This is a genomic window from Flavobacteriaceae bacterium GSB9 (assembly GCA_022749295.1).
Classification (GTDB): Bacteria; Bacteroidota; Bacteroidia; order Flavobacteriales; family Flavobacteriaceae; genus Flavisericum.
Genome location: CP062007.1, coordinates 3,289,730 through 3,313,298 on the forward strand (window position 1 = coordinate 3,289,730; position 23,569 = coordinate 3,313,298).

At 35.1% G+C, this 23,569-nt stretch carries 26 protein-coding genes and 2 tRNA genes; 10 read left to right on the plus strand and 18 right to left on the minus strand.

Translation table 11 applies throughout. The features are described 5' to 3' along the window. Positions 1-25 precede the first annotated feature (25 nt). Positions 26-850, minus strand: a complete 825-nt coding sequence (locus tag GSB9_02931) for an ABC transporter permease (GenBank protein UKM66349.1) — start codon at positions 848-850, stop codon at positions 26-28. A gap of 6 nt (positions 851-856) precedes the next feature. Further along, positions 857-1,759, minus strand: a complete 903-nt coding sequence (locus GSB9_02932; protein UKM66350.1) for an ABC transporter ATP-binding protein — start codon at positions 1,757-1,759, stop codon at positions 857-859. Positions 1,760-1,949: 190 nt separating this feature from the next. On the opposite strand from GSB9_02932, the gene GSB9_02933 reads away from it, so the two are divergent. Next, the gene (locus GSB9_02933; protein ID UKM66351.1) at positions 1,950-3,017 is read left to right on the plus strand and encodes a hypothetical protein; all 1,068 of its coding nucleotides are present in this window, start codon (positions 1,950-1,952) and stop codon (positions 3,015-3,017) included. Between the two features lie 3 nt (positions 3,018-3,020). On the opposite strand, the gene GSB9_02934 is transcribed toward GSB9_02933, so the two are convergent. The 6 genes from GSB9_02934 to GSB9_02939 all read right to left on the minus strand — a co-directional run bounded on the left by GSB9_02934 (position 3,021) and on the right by GSB9_02939 (position 8,688). Further along, a complete protein-coding gene (locus GSB9_02934) occupies positions 3,021-3,533 on the minus strand; it encodes a plasmid pRiA4b ORF-3 family protein (GenBank protein UKM66352.1) in 513 nt (170 codons plus the stop codon). A gap of 36 nt (positions 3,534-3,569) precedes the next feature. After that, complete coding sequence (locus GSB9_02935) at positions 3,570-4,523, minus strand: COX15/CtaA family protein (GenBank protein ID UKM66353.2); 954 nt, start codon at positions 4,521-4,523, stop codon at positions 3,570-3,572. 118 nt (positions 4,524-4,641) lie between these two features. Continuing rightward, a complete protein-coding gene (locus GSB9_02936; GenBank protein UKM66354.1) occupies positions 4,642-6,069 on the minus strand; it encodes a CCA tRNA nucleotidyltransferase in 1,428 nt (475 codons plus the stop codon). 17 nt (positions 6,070-6,086) lie between these two features. Further along, the gene (locus tag GSB9_02937) at positions 6,087-6,656 is read right to left on the minus strand and encodes an L-threonylcarbamoyladenylate synthase (GenBank protein UKM66355.1); all 570 of its coding nucleotides are present in this window, start codon (positions 6,654-6,656) and stop codon (positions 6,087-6,089) included. Further along, entirely contained in the window at positions 6,649-7,758 is a 1,110-nt protein-coding gene (locus tag GSB9_02938) for a glycosyltransferase family 4 protein (protein ID UKM66356.1), read from the minus strand. The genes GSB9_02937 and GSB9_02938 overlap by 8 nt, the downstream gene beginning before the upstream one ends. A gap of 3 nt (positions 7,759-7,761) precedes the next feature. Further along, positions 7,762-8,688 (minus strand): glycosyltransferase family 2 protein, encoded by a 927-nt coding sequence (locus GSB9_02939; GenBank protein ID UKM66357.1) that lies wholly within the window; start codon positions 8,686-8,688, stop codon positions 7,762-7,764. A 119-nt stretch (positions 8,689-8,807) separates the two neighbouring features. Here GSB9_02939 and GSB9_02940 point away from each other — a divergent pair, with 119 nt between their 5' ends. Together GSB9_02940 and GSB9_02941 are read left to right on the plus strand one after the other, a co-directional pair. Continuing rightward, the gene (locus tag GSB9_02940; protein ID UKM66358.2) at positions 8,808-9,608 is read left to right on the plus strand and encodes a lipopolysaccharide kinase InaA family protein; all 801 of its coding nucleotides are present in this window, start codon (positions 8,808-8,810) and stop codon (positions 9,606-9,608) included. Between the two features lie 11 nt (positions 9,609-9,619). Further along, positions 9,620-10,633: a glycosyltransferase family 4 protein gene (locus GSB9_02941; GenBank protein UKM66359.1), complete on the plus strand. Its 1,014-nt coding sequence runs from the start codon at positions 9,620-9,622 to the stop codon at positions 10,631-10,633. 8 nt (positions 10,634-10,641) lie between these two features. Here the strand turns inward: GSB9_02941 and GSB9_02942 are convergent, their stop codons facing one another. Beyond that, positions 10,642-11,403, minus strand: a complete 762-nt coding sequence (locus GSB9_02942; GenBank protein ID UKM66360.1) for a glycosyltransferase family 2 protein — start codon at positions 11,401-11,403, stop codon at positions 10,642-10,644. Between the two features lie 17 nt (positions 11,404-11,420). Here GSB9_02942 and GSB9_02943 point away from each other — a divergent pair, with 17 nt between their 5' ends. Next, a complete protein-coding gene (locus GSB9_02943; GenBank protein ID UKM66361.1) occupies positions 11,421-12,269 on the plus strand; it encodes a glycosyltransferase family 2 protein in 849 nt (282 codons plus the stop codon). Between the two features lie 6 nt (positions 12,270-12,275). Here GSB9_02943 and GSB9_02944 read toward each other — a convergent pair whose 3' ends face one another. After that, entirely contained in the window at positions 12,276-13,289 is a 1,014-nt protein-coding gene (locus GSB9_02944) for a lipopolysaccharide heptosyltransferase family protein (protein UKM66362.2), read from the minus strand. A gap of 113 nt (positions 13,290-13,402) precedes the next feature. Continuing rightward, complete coding sequence (locus GSB9_02945) at positions 13,403-14,218, minus strand: 2,3,4,5-tetrahydropyridine-2,6-dicarboxylate N-succinyltransferase (GenBank protein ID UKM66363.1); 816 nt, start codon at positions 14,216-14,218, stop codon at positions 13,403-13,405. Positions 14,219-14,544: 326 nt separating this feature from the next. Between GSB9_02945 and GSB9_02946 the strand changes: the two genes are divergently transcribed. The 6 genes from GSB9_02946 to GSB9_02951 all read left to right on the plus strand — a co-directional run bounded on the left by GSB9_02946 (position 14,545) and on the right by GSB9_02951 (position 18,240). Beyond that, positions 14,545-14,823, plus strand: coding sequence for a hypothetical protein (locus GSB9_02946; protein ID UKM66364.1), 279 nt, complete (start codon positions 14,545-14,547; stop codon positions 14,821-14,823). 121 nt (positions 14,824-14,944) lie between these two features. Next, positions 14,945-15,355, plus strand: a complete 411-nt coding sequence (ruvX, locus tag GSB9_02947; GenBank protein UKM66365.1) for a Holliday junction resolvase RuvX — start codon at positions 14,945-14,947, stop codon at positions 15,353-15,355. Between the two features lie 77 nt (positions 15,356-15,432). Then, on the plus strand, positions 15,433-16,023 hold the full coding sequence (gene def, locus GSB9_02948; GenBank protein UKM66366.1) for a peptide deformylase: 591 nt from the start codon (positions 15,433-15,435) through the stop codon (positions 16,021-16,023). 54 nt (positions 16,024-16,077) lie between these two features. Next, positions 16,078-16,509 carry a DUF5606 domain-containing protein gene (locus tag GSB9_02949; protein UKM66367.1) on the plus strand — a complete coding sequence of 144 codons (432 nt, stop codon included), beginning with the start codon at positions 16,078-16,080 and terminating at the stop codon, positions 16,507-16,509. A gap of 116 nt (positions 16,510-16,625) precedes the next feature. Continuing rightward, positions 16,626-17,297 carry a Crp/Fnr family transcriptional regulator gene (locus GSB9_02950; protein ID UKM66368.1) on the plus strand — a complete coding sequence of 224 codons (672 nt, stop codon included), beginning with the start codon at positions 16,626-16,628 and terminating at the stop codon, positions 17,295-17,297. 73 nt (positions 17,298-17,370) lie between these two features. Then, positions 17,371-18,240, plus strand: a complete 870-nt coding sequence (locus tag GSB9_02951; protein ID UKM66369.1) for an anti-sigma factor — start codon at positions 17,371-17,373, stop codon at positions 18,238-18,240. Between the two features lie 59 nt (positions 18,241-18,299). On the opposite strand, the gene GSB9_02952 is transcribed toward GSB9_02951, so the two are convergent. The 7 genes from GSB9_02952 to GSB9_02958 all read right to left on the minus strand — a co-directional run bounded on the left by GSB9_02952 (position 18,300) and on the right by GSB9_02958 (position 23,508). Continuing rightward, a complete protein-coding gene (locus GSB9_02952) occupies positions 18,300-19,445 on the minus strand; it encodes a lycopene cyclase family protein (protein ID UKM66370.1) in 1,146 nt (381 codons plus the stop codon). Beyond that, positions 19,445-19,906, minus strand: coding sequence for a sterol desaturase family protein (locus GSB9_02953; protein UKM66371.1), 462 nt, complete (start codon positions 19,904-19,906; stop codon positions 19,445-19,447). Before GSB9_02953 ends, GSB9_02952 begins: the two co-directional genes overlap by 1 nt. Positions 19,907-19,915: 9 nt before the next feature. Continuing rightward, a complete protein-coding gene (locus GSB9_02954; GenBank protein UKM66372.1) occupies positions 19,916-20,755 on the minus strand; it encodes a phytoene/squalene synthase family protein in 840 nt (279 codons plus the stop codon). Continuing rightward, on the minus strand, positions 20,752-22,224 hold the full coding sequence (crtI, locus tag GSB9_02955; protein ID UKM66373.1) for a phytoene desaturase family protein: 1,473 nt from the start codon (positions 22,222-22,224) through the stop codon (positions 20,752-20,754). Before crtI ends, GSB9_02954 begins: the two co-directional genes overlap by 4 nt. A gap of 39 nt (positions 22,225-22,263) precedes the next feature. Next, complete coding sequence (locus tag GSB9_02956) at positions 22,264-23,169, minus strand: MerR family transcriptional regulator (protein UKM66374.1); 906 nt, start codon at positions 23,167-23,169, stop codon at positions 22,264-22,266. Positions 23,170-23,295: 126 nt separating this feature from the next. Then, positions 23,296-23,380: transfer RNA gene (locus GSB9_02957), tRNA-Leu, on the minus strand. Between the two features lie 55 nt (positions 23,381-23,435). Next, positions 23,436-23,508, minus strand: a tRNA-Lys gene (locus GSB9_02958). Between the last annotated feature and the right edge of the window lie 61 nt (positions 23,509-23,569).

Below are 23,569 nucleotides of genomic sequence, written 5' to 3' on the forward strand. Positions count from 1 at the left end.
TCTTTAGCAAATGCTACCAAAGATATTATAAATCGCGCTTTTTTAATAATCTACACGATAAAAATACAAATATAGCAGTCCAACATAAAACGATTACGATTTCTAGAGGGGTAACCGAATAATTATACATAAGCTCAGATTTTTCAGGGAATTTTGTCATCGCTATACGCTGAAAGGGTTGGTCTATAAGCTTATACATGGATTTTAAAGGGAAAAAATTCTGGATTTTCTCTGCGGCATCCGTTTCCATTTTCCAAGCCATTAGTCCGAAAACAATCCACTCCACAATAAAAAGAATAAAAAGGAAAGCTAATGCAAAAGCCGAACGTTTTACAAGCATGCCAAAAAACAGGCACAAACTAAAAAAGCCCATTAGTCTAACAAAATATGCCAAAAGAAACTCGGTTTCCATAACAATGATGGAAAATTCGTTATAACTCGAATAATATAAACCGATACAGAGTGAAATTAAACCGATTAAAATGGTTGAAACTAATGAAAAGAATACAATGGTATAAAATTTTGATAGTATGAATTCCTTTTTACTTAGCCCATCAATTAAATTTTGTTTTAGGGTTTTGTTACTGTATTCGTTGCCAATCATACTTACTACTACTATAGCAAAAAAGAATTTAAACTGCGATGCGAAAAACGTAGTTAAATGCCAAATAATAGGAAAGTTAAATACGCCCAGTTCACCCAATTCTAAAGTAAAAAAGCCAAAAACGTTAATCTTTAATGACGATAGAAGAATGATGAAAAATGGTAGAACAAACGAAATAAAAATAAGAATTTTACTTGTTCGGTTAAGTAATAGCTTTTGTAGTTCTAAATTTAAAAGTCGTAGCATTTAAAATTAATTTTGGTTGTTATTGGTCAACTGTAAAAATTGTTCTTCCAAACTTTCTTTACGTTTTACCAAATGGGTTAGTACAATATCTTTTTCAAATAACTGCCTATTCAAATCATCTGCATCCATTGGGTGATTTAAAAAGGCTGTAATTAGATTGTTTTGGACTTTAATTTTTCCAAAATCAGAATTGCTCTCCAAAAATGCAACCAGTTCATCTTGCATATTGGTTTTTAGCTCGAAAAAACCATGGCTGGAAATCATTTCGTCAACTCGACCAGAATATAATTTTTTACCTTTTCTGAGTACAACTACATGCGAACATACTTTTTCAACTTCGTCAAGTAGGTGAGAGGCCAACAAAATGGTTGTGCCATTTGCGGCAATTTGTTTAATAATTTCTCGTATTTGATGTATGCCTTGAGGGTCTAAACCGTTGGTTGGTTCGTCGAGAATTAAAATTTCAGGGTCGTTCAATAACGCTGATGCTATGGCCAAGCGTTGTTTCATGCCCAAAGAGTAGGTACTGAATTTACTGTCTTTTCGTTCTAAAAGGCCAACAGTTTTAAGCTTTTCGTCAATTTTTTCATAAGCTACCCCTTTAATTTTGCAAACTAATTTCAAGTTTTGAACAGCGGTCATGTAAGGGTAAAAGTTGGGACGTTCAATAATGGCGCCAACCTTTTTTAGGGCATCGTGTGTAGAGGTATTGCCACCAAACCAATAAAAATTACCGTGTGTTTTGTTTACCACATTAAGCACAATGCCCAAAGTAGTTGATTTTCCGCTGCCATTTGGGCCTAAAATACCGTAAACATTGCCTTTGTTAATAGTAAATGTTAAGTCTTTTACAGCTGTTAAGTAGCCAAATTTTTTAGTGAGATTGTTAATTGTAAGTATAGGTTCCAAGAGATATCATTTTTTTATGCTAACCAACACATTTAAATACTTTGATTCTAAAAATACGACGACCTTTTTAAGTATTTGTTACAAACCTTTTTAAGAGAATATAAATTTTATGCTACCGAAAAGGAAAGTTTTATTATTTTGGAATTCGAATGGCGAAGTGTTAAGACAAACTTTTGAATAACTTTACAGTATGCAAGATTTAAAAATATCGAAGAAAAAGCCATCGTTTCCAATAACGGCTAAATTAAACGATTACCTATCGGAATATAATAGGAATATAAAGATTCCAATTTTTTATGATGATTTGCTAAGGTTTCAAGGGTCTATTGTCGTCTATGATAAAGACGATAACGATACGCTTTGGATTCGAGTTTATTACAACGATTTTGAACGAGAAGAAATCGAACAGTCCTTAAAAAAAGTATATACCATTTTACACTCCGATGGAAACGAGAATGTTTTGCCATTCTTGAGTGTAGACGCTATTGATTACTGCACCTTTGGAAATTCTAAGCCCTTTAGAATAAAAGTCAGAAATATTTTAAATGATAATTACACCTATTTTTACGTTAAAACAGCTGATGCATCAAGGGTTTATGGGCTAGAATTGGAGCATATGTTGTCGCCTTATAATTTAAACTTTTTGGTTTATAAAGACACCCTAATTGAAGAACATATTGCGGGTATTCCGGGTGACGAGTTTATTAAGGATTTTTTGCCAAAATGTGATAAATCAGAAAAATCACAAATTGCTAAAGAGTTCGTAAAGTTTAATGAACGCTGTATGATTAGGCTTTTGGGCGACATGCGCTCGTACAATTATGTTATTGTACCTACTCACGATTTTGACCATGTGGTTTACAAAATTAGGGCAATAGATTTTGATCAGCAATCATACGAGGGTAAGTTTAATATTTACAGACCTCAATTTTTCAAGGAAAATTTAAAAATGGTTGAATTGGTGTCCGATAGCATGCAAAAACTGTCCATTAACCAGTATAAAACCGAAGAGCGTTCAATTTTGGTAAAGCGTTTAAAAAGTTTCCACGATAGGATAGGCCTGCTCTTGGATTGTATGCAAGAGGATGTAATCTCTAAAGAGACGCATGTAAAACTTTTAAAGATGAAAATTTTTGAATATACGCAAGATGTAAAATTTAAGCGCTGTAAAAATATGGGCGATATTTTGAAGCGTTCTTTAGAGTTCTTAACGAGAAACTATGAAAACGTCAATTTAGAAAAGTTAAGACAGAAATAAGATTTAGTTCCAGTTTTCTTCAAAATCTAAGCTGTCGTAGTCGTCAAGGTCGTAACCGTCATCAAATTCGGCAAAATCATCATCGTCTTCGGTTTCAAAAACACGGTCGGGGGCAGTGTCTGGCACTTGACCTTGAACAAACATGAGGTTGGGATAATCGTGTCCTTCGGTTTCTTCGGCAATTTCGGCTAATTCAACAAAAAAGGTCCACATGCTTAAAAAATCGTAAACATAAATCAGCTTGGTCTGTGCTTCGTGAACAACGCTGTCAAGGGATGTTTCGTTCATCAAGCGTGCAGTATTGTCGTCGCTTAGGTCAAATAACGAAATTTCTTCACCCTGTTCCCATTGGTCGTTGCTAATGTAAAATGAAGCCATTTCGGTACCGTCAAACCCAAACGACTGGGTAATGATGTTGTGCAAATCCTCCAATGTGTCACTTTCTCGAATTTCTAGATCTCGAAAAATGTCTTCATCGGTGTCGTTGTCTAAAATAACTCTAAATCTGTAAATCATAGCTAAAAGTTGCGCTACAAAGGTAGTGTAATTAAATTATTTTGTAAAACGATGGAGTGTGAATGTCGTGGCGCTAAGTAAGAAAAAAGCCCCTACTTGATGCGCTACGCCTAGCCAAACGGGCACTTGTAACAGTATTGTAAGTACGCCCAAAACGAATTGTAGCCCTACCATAACCAAAAGTATATAAACGCTTTTTGATTGGTAATTGGTGAGTTCCATTTTTTTGCTTTTAAAGTAGAGAGCTACTATAAAACCAACAACAAAGAATGCCAAAATTCTATGTACAAACTGCACACCACTTTTACCTTCAATAAAGTTTTTTAACAACGGGTTCTGTTCGGTATAAACAGTTTCGTGAATAAATTTACCTTCACTCATCATAGGCCAATGGTTATGAATAAATCCGGCGTCAAGGCCAGCTACAAATGCCCCATAAATAATTTGGAGCAGTACAATAGCTAATGTTAGCCTTATAAAATTTCGAAATTTTAAATCGACTTGTTTTTTATTTGGAAACATCAAGTCCAATGCCACCCAAAACGTGTAAGCAAAGGTTATAAATGCTGTTGTGAGATGCGCTGCCAGACGATAATGACTAACATCGGGGTTGTCAACTAAACCACTTTTCACCATATACCAACCTAAAAAACCTTGAAAGGCCCCTAGGCTCAATAAAATAATTGCTTTTTTTATGGTGGGTTTTGTAAGTTGTTTGGTGATTAGAAAATAAATAAAAGGTAGTAAAAATACCAGCCCAATAAAACGACCGATAACGCGATGCAGCCACTCCCAAAAGTAAATGTCCTTAAAATCTTCAAGGTTGAAATGGTTGTTGAGTTTTTGGTACTCAGGGTACTGTTTGTACAAATTAAAAGCTTCTTGCCATTCGGTTTCGTTCATTGGCGGAATGGTTCCCGAAATAAGTTTATAGTTGGAAATTGATAACCCCGAATGGGTTAACCGCGTAATGCCGCCAACTACAACCATGATGAAAATAAGTAGGCAGCCCGTTAGTAACCAGTAAATTACTTTTTTGTTGTCTCTTGATGAATTTGCCACAAATACACGAATTTATAAAATTTATTAATTGCTGAATGCAAACAGTTTACTTTTTAGTATTAGCCGTTTTCAATCCTAATTTTTCTCCCCTTTTTAGCATTAAATCGTAAGCTGCTTCATATTCATTAGGGATTTCGCCTTCTAAAATAGCTTCCTTTATGGCTTCTTTAATGATGCCTATTTCTTTTGATGGCTGTAGGTTGAAGGTTTCCATAATTTCTTCACCAGAAATAGGAGGTTGAAAATTTCTAACATGATCGCGGGCTTCAACTTCAACAATTTTTTCACGAACAATCTTGAAATTGTTATGGTATTTCTTGAATCGTTTTGGATTTTTGGTTGTGATATCGGCTTCACAAAGGGTCATTAAGTCATCGACATAATCCCCAGCATCAAAAACCAATCTTCTAACGGCAGAATCGGTAACGATATCTTGTGCCAAAACAATGGGCCGCGAACTCATTAATACCATTTTTTGAACAAATTTCATTTTGTCGTTCAATGGCATTTTTAAACGTTTGAACAAGCGGTACACCATTTTTGAACCTTCAAACTCATGCCCGTGGAAAGTCCATCCCATTTTTTTACTGAATTTTTTTGTTGGTGCCTTGCCTATATCGTGCAACAAAGCTGCCCAACGTAACCATAAGTTGTCGGTGTTTTTTGCAATATTATCAAGCACTTCCAAAGTGTGATAAAAGTTGTCTTTATGGCGTTGACCTTCAATTTCGTCAATGCCTTTTAAAGCGGTTAACTCTGGTAGAATATATTTTAATAGCCCGGTTTTTTCCAACAATAAGAACCCGATGGATGGCTTTTTGCTTTCTAATATTTTGTTGAGCTCTGTAACAATGCGCTCGTTGGTTATTATTTTTATGCGTTCGGCATTGTTGGCTATAGCTTTAAAAGATTTGTCCTCAATTTTAAAATGTAATTGAGTCGCAAACCTTATGGCACGCAACATTCGTAAAGGGTCGTCACTATAGGTAATATCTGGATTTAAGGGCGTCCTGATAATTTTTTCGGTTAAGTCTTGCATACCATTAAACGGATCGAGTAAATCGCCAAAATGGTTTTCTCCTAAATTTAAAGCTAATGCGTTTATAGTAAAATCACGGCGGTTTTGGTCGTCTTGTAGTGTGCCATTCTCAACCGCAGGGTTTCTGCTGTCTTCAGTGTACGATTCTTTTCGGGCGCCAACAAATTCTATCTCAATATCTTCGTGCCGAAGCATGGCTGTGCCGTAAGTTTTAAAAACTTGAACCTTGGGTCTGTTAGGTAAATTTTTGGCCACTTGCTTTGCCAGTTTAATGCCGTCTCCTGTAGCAACAATATCAATATCTTTGGCCGAACCCCGTTTTAGTATATGGTCGCGTACAAATCCGCCAATAACATAGCTCTCCAGATCTAATTCTGAAGCAGATTTGGATATTATTTTAAAAATGTCGTGCTGTAATGCTTCTTTGTAATTCATTTAGCATTTTAGAGATTTTAAGCTCTTATAACTTTAACCAAACCATTGTTGCTCAGTTTGATGATGGACGATGGTTTGTCGCAAATTTTTTCGCGTTGCAAATTTACAACATAGTCCACACCTTTTAAAACCTCCGGCGCTATTTCTTTGAATGATTTTGGTGTTGGCGAACCACTGATATTGGCAGATGTAGAGACTATGGCTCCATTAAATTTTCGAGTTAACCAGTAACAAAAATCATCGTCTGGAATTCTAATGGCGATAGAACCATCGTCTGCAATTAAATTTTCTGCTAGATTTTGCGCTTTGTCGTAAATTATAGTCGTGGGTTTATCGGTAACTTCAATAATGTTTAGGGCCGCTATAGGAATTTGTTTAACGTATTTTTTTAGCATCCTATCGTCAGCCACCAGACAAATTAATGCTTTGCTGTCTTCCCGTTGTTTTAATTGGTACACTTTTTTTACGGCTTCTGGATTATTGGCATCGCAACCAATACCCCAAACGGTATCTGTAGGGTAGAGGATGATGCCGCCACTTTTTAAAACTTGTAGTGCGTTTTGGATCTCGATATTTTGGTTAGACATTGTTTAGTATTTCTTTATAAACTTTAACTGTTTGTTGTGCCATTTGGCTCGTTGTATATTTATCTATTAGATTGTTGTATGCCTTTGAAGTAAATTGCTTTTTCATTTCAGTATGGTCAGCTAGTTGTAAAACCAAATTTGATAACTGTTTATAATCGTGCATCGGTGCAAGCAGCCCGTTTTCTCCATGTTTAATAATTTCTGGAATTCCGCCAACGCTGGTGCTTATTACAGGAGTTTTGTGGTACATCGATTCGTAAATAAACTGCGGGACACCTTCGCTTTGCGAAGTCATCAATGATATATCGAATTGGGGGATAAAATTTGAAGCACTTGGTGTGTATCCTAAGAAAAGCATGTGCTTACTTAAATTCAATTCCTTTACACGGTCTAAGAGTGGTTGTGTGCGTTCGGTAAAGGTTCCTAATTGAATAAACATGAAATTGGATTTATTCTTCTCATTCACAATTTTATTTGCCACGTTAACCCAAGTGTCTAGGTGTTTTGCTCTAATGTGGTTAGCAACGTTGCCTATAATTATTTTATCTTTACCGATGGAAAATTTGTGACGTAAATTAAAAGGTGTTTGGTCGCTTTTGGTTTTTAAATTGGTGCCGTGGTAAATCGTAACCAGCTTGCTGTGGTCAACAATGGCTTTTTTTGAAACAGTTTTGGTTTCTTCCGAAACACAAAGTATTTTTTTGATTTTTGGATAATTATATTTATACAATGTTTTTTTGCGTTGCTTAATTTCGAACGATGTTTTTTTGCTAAATATAAAAGGAGGTAATTTATATAATTTATCGGTAATAATGGCCAATTGGATGGCGGTTGTATCGTGGATATGAATTAAATCTATCTTTTTGGCTTTACATATTCGCCCCAGTTTTAATGAAAACCTCAAATCTATCTTAATCGCTAAAGGTGCTGTGATATAATGTATGTCTGTGTTTTTTAACCGTTGGTGAAAAGGACCATTTTTCACACAAAATACAATATTATTTATCTCAGGATTTGTTTCGGCCAATTCTGTACATAAGTTTTCAATGTGGTATTCTCCACCGCCCCAATTTGATACGCCCGAAAGATGTAATATATTCATGTTTTAATCTGAGATAGTTTGTTTTTGTTTTAAAGAATCGCTTATAGGCGCACCTTTTAAAAACATTAAAAATAGACGAAAACGCTTTGGTTTAAACAGCATTTTAAAAAAGGACTTCAAAGTGAGCCACCATCTTAAAATTTGATAAGCACAATACCCCGAATTTTTTCGTATAACATACAATAACGAAATCTTTAGCTCTTTTTTAATAGCCAAACTCTTTTCGGTACTTTGCCCTTTAAAATGTGTGTACCTTGCTTTGGGCACTAAATAAGAACTGCCTTTTTGTGAGTTTTTTGCCATGCGGTAACACAAATCGGTTTCTTCATAGTATAAAAAAATATTCGTATCGAAACCGCCAATTTTATGAAACGGTTCGGCCTTTACTACCAAAAACGAACCCGGTACACTTTGAACTTTTAGGGGCTTATCGTATATCTTTTGGCGTTTAGGATAGGTTGTTGGGCTCGTTTTTTCTAATATTTTTCGGCCAAACAACTCTCGTTTCAAACTTAAAAAGTGATCGAACGATTTTTGTACTTCGTTCTTTTCGTTGAATTGCTGTGGACAACAAATAGCGGCCTTTTTGTTACTTTCAAGAAATTCTAAAACAATACTTAAACAGTCATTTTGTAAAACCGTATCGTTGTTAATGAAGGCATAGTGTTTTCCATTTGCAAATTGGACACCGTACATATTACCGCCCCCAAAACCTGTATTGTATCTGCTCCTTACTAATTTTAAATTCGAAAAACCAATACTGTCTGTCGCTTTTTTTAGCTTTTGAAAATCTTCAGGTTTTGAGGCATTATCAACTACAATTATTTCAAAAGAGATGTCATTTGAGGTTTTTTCCAAAATGGAATTTATACAGTTGATGGTAAAGTTTGAAGAGTTGTAGTTTATAATTACAGCTGAAACATCTTTCATACAGGTAACGATTATCGTCCAAAAATACAGGATGGTGGTTTAGAAAACAAATGAAAGTACAGCTATTGCTCTACTTTGTTTTTTAATTGGATATATTTGTGCCAAAACTAAATAATAAGGTGGGCCAAACTTTAGTTATAGCTGAAAAATATAAGTCTCATAAAGAAACCATAAAACATGCTTTGGAAAACTTTGATTCTTATAAAGAAATCTTAGGAGCAGCAGAACGTAATATAATTAAAATTGTTGCTATAGGTAACGAAAATCATACAATAAAATCATTTAAAGTTCCTAATGTAATTAATCAAGTTGTTTATCGGTTTTTTAGAAAGTCTAAAGCGCAACGTTCGTTTGAGTATGCAACTAAATTATTGCAGTTGGGCTTAAAAACACCCCATCCGGTGGCTTATTTATTGGAACATACTCCATTTTTATTCAAAAAAAGTTATTACGTAAGTGAATTGGTAGAATGCGATTTAACCTTTAGGGAGCTTACTACAGATTTTCAAATTCCCGACCACGAAGCTATTTTGAGGGCATTTACCAGATTCACTTATAAACTGCACGAAAATGGCGTGAACTTTTTAGACCACTCGCCAGGGAATACTTTGATAAAGCGAACAAAAGATGAATACGAATTTTATTTGGTAGATTTAAACCGTATGGAGTTTGGTAAAATGGATTTCGAAACGCGTGTTAAGAATTTCGCAAAACTTACCATCCACAAATCGATGATAGAAACAATGAGCAATGAATATGCTAAATGCTCGGGAGAAGATGAAACACGTATTTTCAATTTAATGTGGCAATCTACGGTCGATTTTCAAGAGCAGTTTTATAAAAAAATAAGATTGAAGAAGCGAATTTTCTTTTGGAAGAAAAAGTATAAATCGAGACCAAGTCACTCGCCTATAAATTAAAAAACGCAAAAATGAAGGGTAACTTAGGAGAGCAACTGTACTTTATATTGGTTCATAAGTGGAAATACCTTTGGGCTATTTTACAATCGAAATTTAAGGCTCATTCCTCAAAAAATGTAAAGGACGTGGTTTTTATTGCCCGGGAATTGGATAAGGAATGGATATTTGGAGCAAAGGTGCGCCGCCTTTCCCGTTTTTCTGCTCTCAATGCCAAAACGCATTATCATAATAAGTTACGAAATTTACCCGATGCCGATGGCTATTTTTTTATCTATCAAAATTATTTTTGCCGCTGTATAAGAAGTAAGCCTAGTATTTTAAATAAAAAGAACATCGTAATGTTTACACACCCTAATTGGGATAAAAAATATTCTAAAACCCATGTTGTTTGGTGTCTAAACAAAGCAGATCATATCATTTGCTTAAATTCCGAAATAAAATCATATCTAACAAAAATAGGTGTAAAACCAGAGTTGTTAAAAGTGTTGCACATAGGTACGTCGTCTAAATTTTTTTACGGTCATGAACGCGGTTTTGGCGATGTTGGTTTTTGTTCCAGTTTCCATGTTAGAAAAAACCCAAAACTGCTTTACGATATCGTAAAGAATATGCCGCAACACACCTTTCATCTTATCGGGCAAAATTGGGATAATTATGAAGATTTCCATAAAATAAAAAGTTTGCCAAATTTTGTTTACCACAAAAGAATTCCTTACAAAGATTATCCTGAAATGTACAGTAAAATAGATGTTTTTGTATCACCATCTCTTTTGGAGGGTGGCCCTGTACCGGTGCTGGAAGCTATGATGTCCAATTGTGTGCCGGTTGCTTCAAAGACAGGATATTGCACAGATTTAATTCAACATGGAGAAAATGGATTTTTGTTTGATGTTGACGCTACTTATAAAGACGTTTTACCGTTAATAGAAAAAGCTTTTTTGTTAAAAACTGACGTTAGGAAAACGGTCATGCCATATACTTGGGAGAATTGTGCAAAAACAATTGACAACATGTTTTTAAGCTAAGTATTACCTTATTTGGACTTTTTATAAAGCTCCCTTAGCTTAGTATATTTTAAGAATGTGATATTGGCGGTTTGTACGCAAATAATAAAACCGTTTAGCCCATCTAAAAAGCCTAACCTTAAAAAGTAGGCTTTAAAGAAAGCCCAAGAGGGGTTGATTAATATTTTCCAAATAGGGGCTTTTTTACCTAATTGATAATATGCTTTTGCTGAGATTGATGAAAAATGTTCAGTTTTTAAATTAAACTCAGAATACGTTTGGTAGGTCCAATGCAAAATATCGCCTTTTAAATGTCCTGTTTTGTTGTTGGGATTATTCATGACTACATTGTCGTGTGGGTTAATGCCTTTCCATGAAGCTTTTCGCCGATCAAAGATTCTTAATTTTCGATTTGGATACCAATCAGAATGTTTAATCCATTGTCCGCAAAAATTGTTAAATCGATTGGCATAATAACCATCCAATTTCCAATTCTGTTTAAGAAGTTTAATTGATTCTTGTAAGGTTTCAGAAAGCGCCTCATCACCATCTAAAGAGACAACGTAATTGTATTTGGCCTGAGTAAGAGCAAAGTTTTTTTGTTCTATATAGCCCAGAAATTCTTGCTCAATAAATACAACATTGTAATTTTTACATATTGCCTTTGTGCCATCTGTAGAAAACGAATCGACCACAACAATCTCATCAACTACTGGGGCTAGGGATTTTAAACATTGTTCAATGTTTCTTTCCTCATTATGGGTAATGATTACTCCCGATAGTTTGATCATTTCAGCGTGTCTTTTATATGGCAAAAATAGCTATTTTTGTTGCAATGGGAACATTAAAAGCTTCGGTAATTATAAGTACGTACAACCAACCGGAATGGTTAAAAAAAGTACTTTGGGGTTATGCCGTACAAACCGAAAAGAATTTTGAAATCATTATAGCAGACGATGGATCTTCTGAAAGCACAAAAGAACTGATTGATTCTGTTAAATCTTCAACTAATATGCATATTGTACATGTTTGGCATGAAGATAATGGTTTTCAAAAGACAAAAATTTTGAATAAAGCTATCCAAAAAACGACGGCAGACTATTTGATTTTTACCGACGGTGATTGTATTCCGCGAAGGGATTTTGTGAATACCCATTTGCGTATGAAGAAAGAAAATTGCTTTTTGTCCGGCGGATATTTTAAACTCCCAGATTACATTTCAAACGTGATTTCAAAAGATGATGTTGAAAACCAACGGTGCTTTAATCTGGATTGGTTGCTTGAACGTGGTTTAAAAAAAACGTTTAAAACAAATAAGCTAACAGCAAAAGGGCTTCGAGCTTGGTTTTTAAATACTTTTACGCCAACAAAAGCTACTTTTGATGGCATGAATGTTTCGGGCTGGAAAAGCGATATTTTAGAGGTAAATGGTTTTGATGAACGTATGCAGTACGGTGGTGAAGATCGAGAATTGGGTGAACGTTTGGTGAATTACGGTACTAAGTTTATTCAAATTAGGTACAGTGCGATTTGTTTGCATTTATTCCACCACCGGCCATACAAAAATACCGAGGCACTTAGAGTTAATAATAGAATTAGAAAGGAAACTAAGGCGAAAAAATCTACTTTTACGTCTTATGGTATTGAGAAAAAGTAATTACTCCTAAATCTTTTTTAAAAAATCAATCAGCTTTTTTTTGAATAAGTTGGGTGTAAAGATTTGGTATAGTTTATCGCTTTCTTTTTTGAAAGATTTTTCAGGTTTGTTGTAAATGTTAGGTTTAAAATCTTTTAGGTGAACGCTCATATTTTCATTACTTTCAAACAAACTCCATGTGCTTTTGTCTATCCAAGGGGAGAAAATAGCGAATGTGCTCACGTTTAGTGCCTTTGCCATATTTACAGCACCACCTTCATTTCCAATTAAAGCATTGCAATGAAATGTAATGGCCAAAAAATCTCTGAGGTTGCCTGCAAAAACATCAAAAAAAACACTCTTTTTTGTGTTATCACTGCAATGGTTGAATATGCTTTCGGCTTGTTCTTTTTGTTTCGGAATGTAATTGAAAAGAATTTGTCCTTTGGTTTCTCTGTAAACGGTATCGATAACCTGGCTCATATATTTTGGAGGATAGGTTTTATTTGCGCCACTACCTAAAACACCAATCATAAAAATTGGTTTGCTAAAATCTAAACCGTTTTCCAATAAAAACTGTTTGCTGTTATTGGTTTCTTCTTTAGTAAGATATATTTTGGGTTTGATGCTTGAAGCTTCAATGCCCAATGGTTTTAGCAATTGTAGCCTGTTTTCTATGGCTAAACTTCCTGAGGTTCTTTTTCTTTTTACATTGAAATTATATAAAAAAGTGGTGTACTTTTTATAATACGAAATTTTGGTTTTTGCTCCAGACAGAGCAGTTATTAGGTTGCTCGATAGTTTAGAATATACATCAACCACCACTTCGTAATTGGCTAATTTAACCGTTTGTGCTAACTTGAAAAGTTCTCTTTGGCTTGTTTCGGCTAATTTGGTGAAAAAAATAAAATCATCAATAAAAGGGTTGTTCTGTACAACGGGATAGGTGTGTTCGTTTATTAAATAGTGAAGTGTGGCATTGGGGTACTTATGACGAAGGGCTTCAAACAGAATACTGCTCGTAAGGACATCGCCAATCATTTTCTGTTGTATCACCAAAATTTTCATAAGTGCTTAAAGCTACAAATATAAAATTCCAAATTCCATTATAAAAATGTTGGAATTTGGAATTTTATCGATTGTTGTAATTGTTTTTAAACCGCTACATCGTTATCACGAAGCGCATCGTTTAAAGATGTTTTTTTATCGGTGCTTTCTTTTCGTTTTCCAATAATTAGTGCACAAGGCACTTGGTATTCTCCAGCAGGGAATTTTTTTGTGTAACTACCAGGAATAACTACTGAACGTGCCGGTACGCGACCTTTCATTTCGACAGGATCGTCTCCAGTAACGTCAATAATTTTAGTGCTCATGGTTAGTACTACGTTGGCACCCAGCACAGCTTCTTTTTCAACGCGTACACCTTCAACCACAATACAACGGCTTCCAACAAAAACGTTGTCTTCAATAATAACTGGGGCAGCTTGTAGCGGCTCTAAAACACCGCCAATACCAACTCCACCAGAAAGGTGAACGTTTTTGCCAATTTGTGCGCAACTACCCACAGTAGCCCAAGTATCTACCATAGTGCCTTCATCTACATAAGCACCTATGTTTACATAGCTAGGCATTAAAATAGTACCGGCAGAAATGTAAGCACCATGTCTTGCTACGGCATGAGGTACCACACGTATACCTTTTTCTTGGTAACCTGTTTTTAACGGAATTTTATCATGGAATTCCAATGGGCCACATTCAATGGTTTCCATCTTTTGAATAGGGAAATAAAGCACTACGCCTTTTTTCACCCATTCGTTAACTTGCCAACCGTTGTCTGTAGGCTCAGCAACACGCAATTCGCCTTTGTCCAGTAAATCAACAACCTTTCTAATGGCTGCTACTGTACTTTCCTCTTTTAGTAGGTCTCTATTGTCCCACGCTTTTTCTATGATTTGCTGTAATTCTGTCATCTAAAAAATAATTTTCAGCAAATATAAGGGCTAGGATTTGAAATGGGAAAATTACGGCGGATAATAACAGGATAAAATGCAAAAAAACAACACTTTTTAGAGTGCATTTAAAAGACTAAAATGTGTATTTCAACTTTTTATCCAAGATGGTTTTGGACGAAATGCAAAAACAGATGCCTTTAATCGGAAAAAAATGTTGTTGAACGGTTTATCGAGAAAAAAAGTAGCTGCTCTAATAATCGAAAATACAGGCTTTTACAACTAATTTTTTGTGTGTAAGCCTTGTTGCGGATATATATTTGAACCACCTATCAAATCTTAACGACATGAAAACGAATCTTTACATATTAATAGTTTTTTTACTAGCGGTTACCCTAGGCAACGCACAAGATGCTGAAAAAGTAGTAAATGTAGAAACTGCTAATACGGTAACTGTTCAAAATAATACAACAGAAGAAGGTGGAACATTGTTAATCGATGCTTCAGAGGTTAAAGAAACGATTGCACGTTCAGCTAGTGATATCAGAATTTATTTAAATTTAAAAAGAAACGCAGGAAACATTACTTGGGTTTTTCCAAAAATATATAAAGCTGTTAAAGCATAAAAAATAGAGTCCAAATTCGAGATTAATATAAAGGTTAAATTTTGTGAGCAAAAAGGTTGTCTACTTAGTCAACCTTTTTTGATGCCGTATTTATAAGTGTTACCTTTGCCGAAAGATAAAGATGGCACGTATTTTAGCAATAGATTTTGGGACAAAACGAACTGGTATTGCGGTTACCGATGAACTGCAAATTATCGCATCGGGTTTAACAACGGTAAATACCAAAGAATTGATTGCGTTTTTGAAAGACTACGTTTCAAAAGAAAGTGTCGAGTTGTTTTTAGTAGGAGAACCCAAACAGATGGACAACACAGCTTCAGAAAGCGAGCAATATATAAAGCCGTTTATAACAAAACTTCAAAATGCATTTCCTAAAATCCCTATTGAAAGGGAAGACGAACGGTTTACCTCAAAAATGGCTGTGCAAACCATGATTGATAGCGGTTTGAAAAAGAAACAGCGCCAAAACAAAGCATTGGTTGACGAGATTAGTGCTACACTAATTCTTCAAAGTTACCTCTATTCCAAATAAACATTCCAATAATTTTGCTTAAAAGTGCAATTCAAAAATGATAAGAGTTGTATTTTTGCATTTCTAATAATTAAAGCATGATTTTACCCATAGTAGCTTACGGCGACCCAGTTTTAAAAAAAGTTGCTTCAGATATAAATAAAGATTACCCAAAACTTGACGAGTTAATAAATAATATGTTCGAAACCATGTACAACGCCTATGGTGTTGGGCTAGCGGCGCCCCAAATAGGCTTGCCTATTCGTTTGTTTTTGGTCGATACCACACCATTTGCTGAAGATGAAGATTTATCTGAAGAAGACCAGAAAGCCTTAAATGGTTTCAAAAGAGTGTTTATAAACGCCAACATTGTTGAAGAAGAAGGCGAAGAATGGGCGTTTAACGAAGGTTGCTTAAGTATACCAGATGTTAGGGAAGATGTTTTTAGAAAACCGAGGATAACTATCGCGTATTTTGACGAAAATTTTGAAGAAAAACGCGAAACATTTGACGGATTAATCGCTAGAGTCATTCAGCACGAATATGACCATATTGAAGGGGTGCTTTTTACCGACAAGCTTTCCAGTTTAAAAAAACGATTAATAAAAGGAAGGTTAAGCAACATTTCAAAAGGAAAAATAAAAGTGGATTACAGGATGCGTTTTCCTGCCATGAAAAAGAAAAGATAATATTTGCACAACATCAATAAACGGTTGATATTTGTGTCTTTCAAAAAATAATTTATGAGTTTAGAAAAAGTAATTTCAATTTCAGGAAAACCAGGGTTATATAAGTTAATTACTCAAACACGTGCTGGCTTTGTGGCAGAATCTTTAATTGACGGAAAGCGTATTTCTGTCAGTATACAAAACAACGTGAGTGTTTTAAACGAAATAGCGATTTATACCTTAACTGAAGAAGTGCCGCTAAGAGAAGTTTTTGTAAAAATAAAGGAAAAAGAAAATGGGCAACTATCTAGCGTAAAACCTAAGGAAAGTAAAGACAAACTTGAAGAATACTTTTTTGATATATTGCCAGAATATGATGAAGATAGAGTGTACGCCAGCGATATAAAAAAGGTACTGCAATGGTACAACTTGCTTCAACAACACGATATGCTTAACGATTTGGAAGAGTCGCAAGCCGTAAGCGAATCTGTTGACGAAGAAGAATAAAAAATAATGCAGCGTTAATTTAAAAGCCTCCTTGAAAAGGAGGCTTTTTTGTTTGAAAAAAGTAAGTTTTTGCTCAAAATATCGACTTTCAAACTATAACAAACAAACACTTAAAAATGAATTCGCTTTGGTTTTTTGATGATGTCAATCTTTTTAAAATACTATGTCCTCATAAATTTAAAGCTTACAAAGCTAATCACCATTTCGACTCTTATGGAAAGAAAGATTATATCTATTTTCAAGAGGATTCTGCTAATAAAGTCTATCTCATAGAAAAAGGAAAAGTTAAATTAGGATATTACAGTGAGGCAGGAGATGAAATTGTAAAAGCCATTCTTACTCGTGGCGAACTATTTGGAGAAACGGCTATTTTGGGTGAATCGAAACGGCAAGAATTTGCACAATCTGTAGACAACAATACCAGTATTTGTCCCGTAGGAGTCGAAACCATGCATGATTTAATGCGAGATAACAAAACCTTTAGTTTTAAAATTTATAAATTCATTGGTTTTAAGTTTAAGCGGCTCGAAAGACGACTCCGCTTGCTTATGTTTAAGGATACGAAAACTAGATTTTTGGAGTTTTTGGACGAGTTATGTGCTGACTATGGCTATGATTGCGAAAAAACAGGTGATAAAATTATAAAGCATCCCTACACCCAAAAAGATATAGCTTGTTTAATAGGTACGTCAAGGCCTACTTTGAATATTATATTAAATGAGCTAAAAGAAGAAAACAAAATAGAGTTTACAAGACATACCATAAGAATTTATCAAAAAACAGCATAAGTGTTAGCTGGCTAACATTTTAAGGCATTTACATGGTTTAATTTTGAGTATAGAATACTTAAAAACAAAAACTATGATTAAAAAAACAATTTATGCCTTAATGGCTATAGCAATGTTGACCACCGCTTGTAGTAAAGAAGACCATGGCAAAACTACAGCGCGTTTAACTTTAGATTTAACCGGGCTTGAAGAGCTAGGAAGCGATTATGTTTACGAAGGTTGGATTATTGTAGATGGTAATCCTGTTTCAACAGGAACGTTTACTTCGGTTAAATTTCCACAAAAATTTAATGTTGATGCTGATCTGTTGGAAGCAGCTACAACATTCGTGTTGTCCATTGAACCTTCAGACGATGCTGATCCAGCGCCCTCTAATACAAAAATTTTGGCAGGAGATTTTTCTGGTGATAACGCAGATGTAAGTTCGTCCGGTATAGTTGGAGACTTTAGTATGTCTGCTGGAAAATATATTTTGGCTACACCTACAAATGGCCCAAATACCAATGAACTAAGTGGGGTTTGGTTTTTAGACCTTTCGAGTGGCTCGCCGTCGGTGGGGCTAGATTTGCCAGAATTATCAAATGGCTGGAAGTATGAAGGTTGGACCGTAATTGATGGAATGCCCGTTAGCTCAGGAACGTTTACAGATGTTGCCGACTTTGATGATAACGCAACTACAACACCATTTAAAGGTGAACTTGGCGATGGACCACCATTTCCTGGAGAAGATTATTTACAGAATGCACCATCAGGGTTAATGTTTCCAACAAATTTACAAGGAGCAACGGTTGTAATTTCAGTAGAACCTTACCCAGATAATAGTCCTGCACCATTTACATTAAAGCCACTAGCACATATGGTTCCAAGTGATGCCGCAGACCACCAAACCTACAACATGGGGGCGGGGCCTGTTACAGTGCTTCAGGGGGCAGTAAAACGATAATGGATATATGAAATAACAAAATTTGAAAAGGTAACGCCTAAAGAGCGTTGCCTTTTTTTCTAAAGTGTTTTAAAAAACGCTTTTATAAAGGACCATGAGAAAAGGGAATGCATTACCTTTAATTCTTCAGTAAAATTAGATTCTTCGTCTAGAAACCTGAATATCATAGTTGGTGTATTCTTTTTATAAAATCGACTAAAAATCCATTCGCCTTTGTGGTTTTCATCTTTTAGAACTTTTAGAAATACCCTATCGTAAAAACGAAAGCGTTTTTTAAATAAGCCTTTAGAGGGTAGTTGATTTAATTTTAAATTTTGAATGACTTTTGCAGTTTTCCTTTCAGTGTTTTTAAACGAATATCCTGTAGAGCCTTTTACCCAACCACCCGCCGTGCCAATTTTAGTTATTTTGCTGGTATTGAATTTGTAAAATGGAAATGTGGTCATTGGTATTTCTCCCTTCTCAGTTTCTACAATTTCATAGGCGTCAATCTTTAAATAGTCTTTTATGTAAGCCTTCATGTACCTGTCATAGGTCCCTTCGTTTACAACCGTATCTGTAAAATATGTAAATTCTATTAAGGCCTCAGTTTTCGAAAATGGCAAAACATACATAAAAGTACATTGATTGCCGTCCTTTAATCTGTAATCCATCATAGTAAACCTCGAATCGTCAAATGTTTCGTTATCGGTTTTTATAACCCATCCTTTAAAATGTTGAATTAAGGAAATGTACTGTTCAGAATGGTTGAAAAACTCAGCTGAAATTCGACTGTCGAATACATGAGAAGCGGAATAGGTGTTGGTTTTTGTCTTTACAAGTATGTCGTTTGATTCTTTAACAGAGGTGACTTCTTTGCTTATAAAATGAAAATTATCACGGGTTTTGAGTTGTTTTTCTGCTTGGTTGTAAAAATCAATGGACCGGATGGTTTTATAGGTGTATGGGTGAAGCTTAAAAGGTATGGTTTCTTTAGATGAAATAATCGCTGTTTCTTTCCAATATTTAAAAACTAAAGCATTCCAGTGTGAGGGCTCGGTTTCCCAAAAACTCCAGGTTTTGTCGTTACTATTTTTTTCTGAAGGGTCGATTAATGCTATCTTTTTATCAGAAAAAAAATTATCCTCTGCCATACGCAAAGCCAATTGTAATCCGGCCAATCCATTTCCAATGATAATGTAGTCGAAATGGACTCCTTGCGTCATTATGCAGTTTTACTTTTTTTGAAGTATTTAAAGGGAACAAATAGCATCCCGAAACATTCGCTGTCTTTTTTGCCCAAATGTTTATGGTGAATTTTATGGGCGCGCCTAACACCACGAGCATACCAATTGTTAGCGTTTCTAAAAATTTTGAAGCGTTGGTGAATAAATATATCGTGAACCAAAAAATAGGTAATGCCGTACGATAGTATACCGAGCCCTATAGGTAAGGTGAACCATACATCGTTGTATCCCCATTGGTAAAAACAAAATATGCTTACGGCCGCGTAAAACAGAAAGAAAGCATCGTTGCGCTCAAACCAACTATCGTGATCTTTTTTATGGTGATCTTTGTGCAAGTGCCATAAAAAACCGTGCATGATATACTTGTGCGTAAACCAAGCCATAAATTCCATGGTACAAAAGGTTGCCAAATAAATTAGTATCCAATAAACTGTGTGCATAGTTATAATTTACAATAAATTTAATTGATATTTTACATAACTGCGCATTAAAAGCTCAATTTTTTTGGGGTTAGATACGCGTATTCTCGAATCTTTAATGTTTAAGGCGGGTGTTCTTTTTAATTTTTTTAGCAATTGATTGTAGTATCGATAAGCCATGAAAACTCCAAATTTGGCTTCAATGGGCAGTTTTTTTATACCGCTAAGTCCTTTTTTGAAATCGGTTTCTATATCTTCAATGATTTCTAATTTTGAAGTTTCGTCTAAGTTTTTTAAATCGGTATTCGGAAAATACGTTCTTTCTAAACCTTCAAAGTCCGCTTTTAAATCCCTTAGAAAATTAACTTTTTGAAACGCCGAACCCAAAGCCATAGCAGTTTCTTTTAAATCGTCATACTTTTGTTGATTGCCCTTAACGAAGACTTTTAAGCACATGAGCCCCACGACATCGGCCGAGCCGTAGATGTAAGCCTTGTATTCCTCATCTGTTAAATAGTTTGATTTGTACAGGTCTTGGCGCATACTTTTCATAAAGGCATCAACCAATTCTTTGTCTATACCATATTTATGATAGGTGTGCTGAAAAGCATTAAGTATAGGGTTGAGGCTAATTTTATTTTCGAGGGCCAACTCTAAATCTTCAGAAAATCTATTAAATAGCATTTCTTTTGGATAGTCGTGAAAAGAATCGACTATTTCATCAGCAAAGCGAACAAAGCCATAAATGTTGTAAATATCGTTCCTTATATTTTTATATAGCATTTTTGTCGCTAATGAAAACGAGGTGCTGTAAGCTTTGGTGACCAACTTGCTTGATTGGTACGAAACGGTGTCGAATAGTGCTTTCATACTAAAATAGGGTGGGTTTTAGTTACTAAATCGGCTACCAGTTTCCCTGAAATCAACGAAGGAGGAACACCGGGCCCTGGAACAGTTAGTTGCCCTGTAAAGAATAAATTCTCTACGAGTTTGCTTTTTAATTTGGGTCTTAAAAAAGCGGTTTGCATTAGGGTATTGGCCATTCCGTAAGCATTGCCCTTATATGAGTTGTAATCTTTTATAAAATCGTTTACGCAAAAGCTTTCTTTAAAAATAACATAATTTTTGATATTCTGCGATGTTAACTTTTCAAAACGGGTAATAATTTTATCGAAATAGGCTTCTCGCAATTCTGGTGTGTCGTTCAATCCTGGGGCAAGTGGAATTAAAAATATGCCGGCTTCTTTCCCTTCAGGTGCAGCGTTATTATCTGTAATGCTCGGAAAACTTGCATAAAACAAAGGATTTTTAGGCCATTTGGGATTGTCGTATATGGCTTCAGCATGTACATCAAAATCTACATCGAAAAATAGAGTGTGATGATTAACATTTTCTATTTTTTTGTTAAATCCAACATAGAATAGAAGCGAGGAGGGAGCGAATGTTTTCTTTTCCCAATAGGCTTCCGAGTATTGCCTGAAGTTTTTGTCTAACAAAGTTTCTGTATGGTGATAGTCTGCGCCGCTTACCGTGACATCAGAAAAGTGCTTTTCACCATTTGATATAATTCCAACAGCCTTACCATTTTCTACAATAATTTTATCTACAGGGCTTTCGGTTTTTATCTTTACGCCTAAGCTTTTTGCCAGTTTTTCTAAGGCCAAAATAACTTGGTACATGCCTTTTTTAGGGTGAAATGTACCTAAGCCAAAATCGGCATAATTCATAAAACTGTAAAAGGAGGGCGTATCGCTAGGTTTTGCGCCTAAAAACAATACGGGAAACTCTAATATTTGTACCAACCGCTCATTTTTAAACGCTTTTCTGACATCCTTTTTAATAGTGCTAAAAAACTGGTTTATTTTTTTAAATGTTGAAGGAGTAATGAGTTCCAAAGGAGAGACCCCGGGATTGTAAACCAGGTCTTTAATGGCGATATTATAGTTGCTTTTGGCTTCATCAATAAATTTGTAAAGTTTTTTTGAACTTCCGGGTTCTTCCTTTTCAAATACCTTGGCTATTTTTTCAATGGTATCTTCAATCGTGATAAAATCATTCTCGGCAAAGTATACGCTGTATGCTGGGCTTAATTTTTCTAAAGTGTAGTAATCTGAAGGTTTTTTATTAAAATCGGAAAAAAAACGTTCAAACACATCGGGCATCCAATACCAAGTTGGCCCGATATCAAAAGTAAAGCCTTCCTTCTTTAGTTGCCTTGCACGACCTCCAATAGTGGTGTTTTTTTCAAATATGGTAACTTCAAAACCGGCTTGTGCTAGGTAGCAGGAAGCAGCCAAAGAAGAAAAGCCAGAACCTAATATATTGACAGATGTTTTCATTGTTTAACAAATATATAAAAAAGTTAAACAATAAAAAAATCAAAATGTTTTAACTAAATTTTCTATAGAATTAAAGATGCTGACCTTTTTTGGTATGCGTTGAAAATCAATATCACTATTGTTTAGCTTCTTTCCGAGTAATAAAAGGCTAGTAGTGTCTTTTTTTAAGAGAAGGTCATCAAAGTTTTCAATGTAGTCTAAAATGTCTTTCGTTTCAGGATAGACGGTAAAATAAGATATAAAAGTAATGTCATCAAAAAACTCAAGAACACCTTTTAAGCTGTCCATTGGAACACTTTCACCAAGAAAAATAGTGTGGTAACCTTTACTTCGTAATTGATAATTGATAAACAAAAGGCCAATGTCGTGGATTTCGTTTTCTGGTAAAAAAAGAACAATTGTCTTTGAATCTGGTCGCGGCTCTAAAATTTGAAGCCTTTCAATATTTAAGAGTATTTTTTGTTTTATATGTACCGATAGGAAATGTTCGTGTGCCGGTGTGATGGTGTCGGTTTGCCATAATAGACCGATTTCATTGAGCAATGGAAGAAACACACTGTAGAAAATTTCGCTGAAGCTTTTATTTTCCAATAGGTTGTTATAAGTACTGTAAAACAAAACTTGGTCGAAATTTATCATCGCCATTTTAAGAGCGTTTATGGCATGGTCTTCAACTTTTGCCCGAGAGGCTATTTCTCTTACTTTTATTGGAATTTCGTTGTCGTCTAAATCGGCAATTTTAGAAATTTTTAGCCCGTTGTTGTTTAAATATGAAATATTGAGAAGCTTTTGGAGACTACCTAAGTTGTAGGTTCTAATGTTGGTATCTGTTCTGTCTGGTGTTAGGAGTTGGTAGCGTTTTTCCCAGATGCGTATCGTGTGGGCTTTAATTCCGCTGAGGTTTTCCAAATCTTTTATGCTGAAATTTACCTTAATATTGTTCATCGATACTTGTTTTAAGTTAAACAAAATTAAGTATAATTATCGAGATAATTAAAGGTTGGTTAAAAAAAAGGTTTTAAAAACCAAGTTTTGAAATAGTTAATGTAGTAATCTTAAGGGTTTTAAAAGTGCGCACGAGAAGATTCGAACTTCCACATCCTAAACGGATACTGGCCCCTCAAGCCAGCGCGTCTACCAATTCCGCCACGTGCGCTTTTTAGAAGTGTTTAAAAATAAAAAAAGTTAAGCAATTTTGCTTAACTTTTTTGTGACCGGGCTGGGGCTCGAACCCAGGACCCTCTCCTTAAAAGGGAGATGCTCTACCAACTGAGCTACCCGGTCTTTAATTTTGCTAGCGCTATTGTAGTGCCGTTTGCGGGTGCAAATATAAAACCTATTTTTA